The sequence below is a fragment of the Micrococcus sp. HSID17227 genome, from assembly GCF_003989405.1.
Taxonomy (GTDB): Bacteria; Actinomycetota; Actinomycetes; order Actinomycetales; family Micrococcaceae; genus Micrococcus; species Micrococcus luteus.
Window position 1 is genome coordinate 1 of sequence record NZ_RBLN01000174.1, and the last position, 4,690, is coordinate 4,690.

7 protein-coding genes are annotated in these 4,690 nt (G+C 74.2%); 2 read left to right on the top strand and 5 right to left on the bottom strand.

Going from position 1 to position 4,690, the window contains the following annotated elements:
* From D8M29_RS08715 to D8M29_RS08735, 5 genes are all read right to left on the bottom strand, one after another.
* Positions 1-740, bottom strand: a 740-nt coding sequence (locus tag D8M29_RS08715; protein ID WP_148111559.1) for a YafY family protein, incomplete at its 3' end; no start/stop codon positions are given.
* Positions 741-751: 11 nt separating this feature from the next.
* The gene (locus D8M29_RS08720) at positions 752-1,147 is read right to left on the bottom strand and encodes an FKBP-type peptidyl-prolyl cis-trans isomerase (protein ID WP_010078659.1); all 396 of its coding nucleotides are present in this window, start codon (positions 1,145-1,147) and stop codon (positions 752-754) included.
* A gap of 32 nt (positions 1,148-1,179) precedes the next feature.
* Positions 1,180-2,271 (bottom strand): FKBP-type peptidyl-prolyl cis-trans isomerase, encoded by a 1,092-nt coding sequence (locus D8M29_RS08725; RefSeq protein WP_041103792.1) that lies wholly within the window; start codon positions 2,269-2,271, stop codon positions 1,180-1,182.
* A gap of 37 nt (positions 2,272-2,308) precedes the next feature.
* On the bottom strand, positions 2,309-3,703 hold the full coding sequence (gene pafA / locus D8M29_RS08730; protein WP_041103794.1) for a Pup--protein ligase: 1,395 nt from the start codon (positions 3,701-3,703) through the stop codon (positions 2,309-2,311).
* Positions 3,700-3,891, bottom strand: a complete 192-nt coding sequence (locus D8M29_RS08735) for a ubiquitin-like protein Pup (RefSeq protein WP_041103796.1) — start codon at positions 3,889-3,891, stop codon at positions 3,700-3,702. The genes pafA and D8M29_RS08735 overlap by 4 nt, the downstream gene beginning before the upstream one ends.
* Before the next feature lie 124 nt (positions 3,892-4,015).
* On the opposite strand from D8M29_RS08735, the gene D8M29_RS08740 reads away from it, so the two are divergent.
* Together D8M29_RS08740 and D8M29_RS08745 are read left to right on the top strand one after the other, a co-directional pair.
* The gene (locus D8M29_RS08740; RefSeq protein ID WP_036384792.1) at positions 4,016-4,480 is read left to right on the top strand and encodes a pyrimidine dimer DNA glycosylase/endonuclease V; all 465 of its coding nucleotides are present in this window, start codon (positions 4,016-4,018) and stop codon (positions 4,478-4,480) included.
* Between the two features lie 40 nt (positions 4,481-4,520).
* The coding region (locus tag D8M29_RS08745) for a cyclodeaminase/cyclohydrolase family protein (RefSeq protein ID WP_148111560.1) at positions 4,521-4,690 on the top strand (170 nt) is incomplete at its 3' end.

Genomic DNA, 4,690 nt, shown 5'->3' on the forward strand with positions numbered 1-4,690 from the left:
CGCGCCACGAGGCCGGCGTGGTCGTGGTCCTCGGGACGGCCGGGGGCGTCCGTCGCCCGCTCGACGCGGCGCGGCTCCCCCTCCATCCGGGTGAGCCGGAAGCTGCGCTCGGCGCCGCGGTCGAGGTCCCAGCCGGTGAGGTACCAGCGGCCGCGCACGAGGGTGAGGAACCAGGCCCGCACGGTGCGCCGGGTGGCCCGCCCCCGCGCGTCGCGGTAGGGGAAGCGCAGCACGGCCTCGTCGGCCACGGCCTGGGTGAGGGCCTCGAGCCGGGGGTCGGCCCGGGGCATGAGGGTGTGGTACCCGGCCAGCTCGTCGTCGCCCGTGAGGTCGGTGGCCGGCTGGAACAGCAGGCCCACGGCGCGGACGACGTCGGCGCGCAGCGGCGAGTCGCCCCACAGGCGCCGCGCCCGCACGAGGGCGCGGCGCTCGTCCACGGTCAGGTCGAGGTCGCGCAGCAGCAGCGCATCGCGGACGACGCGGTGCCGCACCCCCGCCTCGCCCTCGTCGAAGCCCGCGGGTTCGAGCGTCTCCAGCGGGACCCCCACGGCGCGCAGCACGCGGCGGTCCCGCTGGAAGAGCTTCTCGAAGGCGGCGTCCGTGAGCCCCTCATAGCCGACGACCTGCCGTCGGATCCGGTCACGCTCGAGACCGTGCGGTGCCGAGAGCAGCAGCCACAGCAGCGAGATGATGCGCTCGGCGGCCTCGTCGCCGGCGCGCCGCGGGGCGGGTGGGGTCACGGGGCCCGGGGTCAGTCGACCGAGACGAGGTCGCAGACGAAGATGAGCGTCTCGTTCGGCCCGATCGCGGAGCCGGCGCCGCGGGCGCCGTAGCCCAGGTGCGGCGGGATCTCGAGGCGGCGGCGGCCGCCGACCTTCATGCCGAGCAGGCCCTGGTCCCAGCCGGCGATGACCTGGCCGACGCCGACGGTCAGGGGCAGCGGGGTGCCGCGGTTCCACGAGGCGTCGAACTCCTCGCCGGTGGACCAGGCCACGCCCACGTAGTGGACCTGCACGCGGGAGCCGGCCTCGACGGCCGGGCCGGAGCCCTCGATCAGGTCCTCCACCACGAGCTCGGTGGGCGGGGTCTCGCCCGGGAAGTCGATCTCGGGCTTGGTGCGGTCGTAGTCGCGCTGTCCGAAGGACACGGTGCTCTCCTCTTGGGTTCTCGTGGACGGGGTCAGTTCGCCGACGGGGTGGCGGACGCCTGGGCGTCCAGGATGTCCACCACGAACAGCAGGGGCTCGTTCTCGCCGATGTCCGGCGGGCTGCCCTGCTCACCGTAGGCCTTCTCGGCCGGGATCGACAGGAGGACGCGCGAGCCCACCTTCTGGCCGGCCAGACCCTCCTTCCAGCCCTCGATGACCTGGTTGAGGGAGAACGTGATGGCCTGACCCGTCTCCCAGGACGAGTCGAAGACCTCACCGTCGGACCACGTCACGCCCTCATACTGCACGGTCACGGTGTCGTCCGCGCCGACCTCGCGGCCCTCGCCCTCGATCAGGGGCTGGACCACCAGCTCCTGGGGCGCCTCGCCGTCGGGCTTCGCGATGCTCGGCCGGCCGCTCTCCTCGTCCACGGTGACGTCGGGCAGGCGCTCGTCCCGCTCGGTCACCTCTTCGCCCTCGGCCTGCTTCGGCAGGATGGCGTCGATCTTGTAGACGAACAGCTGGGCGGGCTGCGTCTGGGTGGAGGGGGAGGCGCTCGGCGACGCGCTCTCGGTCTGCGGGACGGAGACGTCGTACTCGGGGCTGTACGCGGCGACGATCGTGCCGGCGCCGTTGCCCACCAGCATCTCGTGGATCTCCGGGTTCATGGACTTGAGCTGGTCGTCCACGGGCACGGCTTCCGGTTCGCCGCTGAAGTTCTCGGCGACCACCTCGCCGCTGGCCGGATCGACGACGGCGATCGACATCTTCAGGACGTCGCCCTCCTGCACCTGCTCCCCCTCGCCGGCGGTCAGCACGCGCGTGGTGGGCTGGTCGGTGTCGATCTCCCCGTCGATCTCGACCGTCGGCGCCCCGCCGTCGCCCTCCGTGAAGGTGACACCCGTCAGGGCGTCCGGCTCCCCCTGGCCCTCGCCGACGGCCGCCCGCTCGGGGGCGGCCGACGTGGAGGCCGACGCGGTGTCACTGTGGGGCTGGTCCGCGCCGTCGTCGCCGGTGGCGCAGGCGGTGGCCAGCATCAGGCCTGCGGCGCCGAGGGACAGCAGCGGCAGCAGGCGGCGACGGCGGCGGGCCGTCGGGGGCTGGGGGGTCTCGAACGAACTCATGCGGGTCACCCTAACGGCGCGTCCTGGACGCGCGCTGTCAGGCGATCCGCTCGAACAGCCGGTCGACGGCGGCCGACGACGTGTCGAACGGGTCCTTCGTCACGATCGCGTGCAGCGGATGGTCGGTGAGCTTCAGGGTCGTCCAGTCGACGGCGTAGTCCAGGCCGCGCTCCCGGGCGCGGGCCACGAAGTCCGCGCGCACGCGGGCCCGGGTGGTGGGCGGGGCGGTCTCCACGGCGGACCGGGCGGCGTCCTCGGGCAGCAGGCGCGCGACGGCGCCGCGCCGCAGCAGCAGGCGGAACAGCCCCCGGTCGGGGTCGATGTCGTGGAAGGCCAGGTCCAGCTGGGCGAGGCGGGGCGCGTCCCAACCCAGGTCGTGGCGGGCCCGGTAGTCCTCCAGCAGGCGCAGCTTGATCGCCCAGTCGATGCGGTCCTCGATGCGGGACCGGTCACCGGTGCGGACGGCGTCGAGCACCTCGCCCCACAGGGTGAGGACCTCCCCCACCCGGTCGTGGTGGGCACCCTCCGCGGCGACGAAGGCGCGGGCCCGCTCGAGGTAGTGCTCCTGCAGCTCGAGGGCGGAGGCCTCCCCCTCCCGGAGCGCGATGCGGGCCGTGCCGGTGAGGTCGTGGGAGATCTGCCGCACCGCGCGGGTGGGGTGGGCGACGACGCGGTCCCCGAGCGGGAAGCCCGCCTCGATCATCCGCAGCAGCAGGTCGGTGGCGCCGAAGCGCAGCAGGTGGGTGTGCTCGGAGAGGTTCGTGTCCCCCACGATCACGTGGAGGCGCCGGTACTCGGAGGCGTCCGCGTGCGGCTCGTCCCGCGTGTTGATGATCGGCCGGGACCGCGTGGTGGAGGAGGACACGCCGTCCTGCACGAAGTCGGCGCGCTGGGAGAACGCGAAGTGGGCCGGGCCCTCGCCCTCGGGCCACGTGCCGGCGGGCACGACGCGGCCCGCGCCCACGAGGATCTGCCGGGAGACGAGGAACGGGACGAGCGCCTCGGTGAGCCGCCGGTACTCGGTGCGCCGGCGCAGCAGGTAGTTCTCGTGGGAGCCGTAGGAGCTGCCCGAGGAGTCGGCGTTGTTGCGGTAGAGGTGGATCCGGCCGCCGACCCCGTCCGCGGCCATGCGCTCCTCGGCCTGGACCACGAGGTCGTGCAGCAGCAGGTCCCCCGCCCCGTCCGAGGCGATGAGCTCGTCGAGCGTCGAGCACTCGGCGGTCGCGTACTCGGGGTGGGAGCCGACGTCGAGATAGAGCCGGGAGCCGTTGGCCACGAACACGTTCGAGGACCTCCCCCACTCGACGACGGGCCGGAAGAGGTAGCGGACGACCTCTTCGGGACTGAGCGGGCGCCCCTGCGGGTTCCAATGCTGGACGCCGTACTCCGTCTCCAGCCCGAGGATCCGGCGGGCGCGGTCCGCGTCGGTCACTGGCCGCCCTTCTGGACGAAGCCCTTGACGAACTCCTCGGCGTTGGACACCAGCACCGAGTCGATCTCGTCCAGCAGGCTGTCCAGGCCCTGGTCCTGGGCCGCGGGCTTCACGTGCGCCTGGCCCGCCGCGGCGCCGGTCTCGTCGTCGCCGCCGGACGGGCGTGGGCGGATCTGCTCCTGGGACATGGTGGCCTCCTCGTGCGTCGACGCGGGTCGGTGTGCTCCGTCCGCGTCCACCCATCCTGCCCCACGCGCGGGCCACGTTTCAGCCCCACGTCCCCGGGTTGCCCCACGCTGGCAGGATGGGGGCATGCGCCTGTGGACCCTTCATCCCCGCCACCTCGACCGCCAGGGCCTGACGGGCGCCTGGCGCGAGGCCCTGCTCGCGCAGGCCGTCCTGGCCGGCCGCACGCGCGGATATCGGGACCACCCGCAGCTGCTGAGGTTCCGGGAGCACCCGGACCCGTCCGGCGCCGTCGGTGCGTTCCTCTCCGGCCTCGAGGCCGAGGCCACGGCGCGCGGCTATCGCTTCGATCACTCCCGGATCGACCGGCCGTGCCCCGCCCCCGACGGCGCCGTGCGCATCCCGCCCGCCGGTCTCGCACCGATCCCGGCCACCACGGGCCAGCGCGACCTGGAGTGGCGTCACCTGTGCGCCAAGCTGGCCGCGCGCAGCCCCGCCTGGCTCGAACAGTGGTCGGACACGCCCGTCCCCGACGTGCACCCGCTGTTCACGATCGTCCCGGGGCCGGTCGCGTCCTGGGAGCGCGCCTGAGGGCGGGCCGCGGTCGGGCCCGGTCTGGCACCGTGGGGGCATGATCCGCGACGAGAGCATCGAGAGCTATCTGGGCCGCCTCGCCTCCGGCGAGCCCACCCCCGGTGGCGGCGCGACGGGCGCGCTGGCGGTCGCCGAGGGCGCCGGACTGCTGGCCATGGCGGCCCGGTTCAGCGCAGCCGAGGAGGACGCCCGGGCATCGGAGGGCCT

Excerpts from the sequence above, each read along its gene's own strand:
- D8M29_RS08740 (WP_036384792.1), top strand. The coding sequence starts at position 4,016 with ATGCGCCTGTGGACCCTTCATCCCCGCCACCTCGACCGCCAGGGCCTG.
- D8M29_RS08735 (WP_041103796.1), bottom strand. The coding sequence starts at position 3,891 with ATGTCCCAGGAGCAGATCCGCCCACGCCCGTCCGGCGGCGACGACGAG.
- D8M29_RS08725 (WP_041103792.1), bottom strand. The coding sequence starts at position 2,271 with ATGAGTTCGTTCGAGACCCCCCAGCCCCCGACGGCCCGCCGCCGTCGC.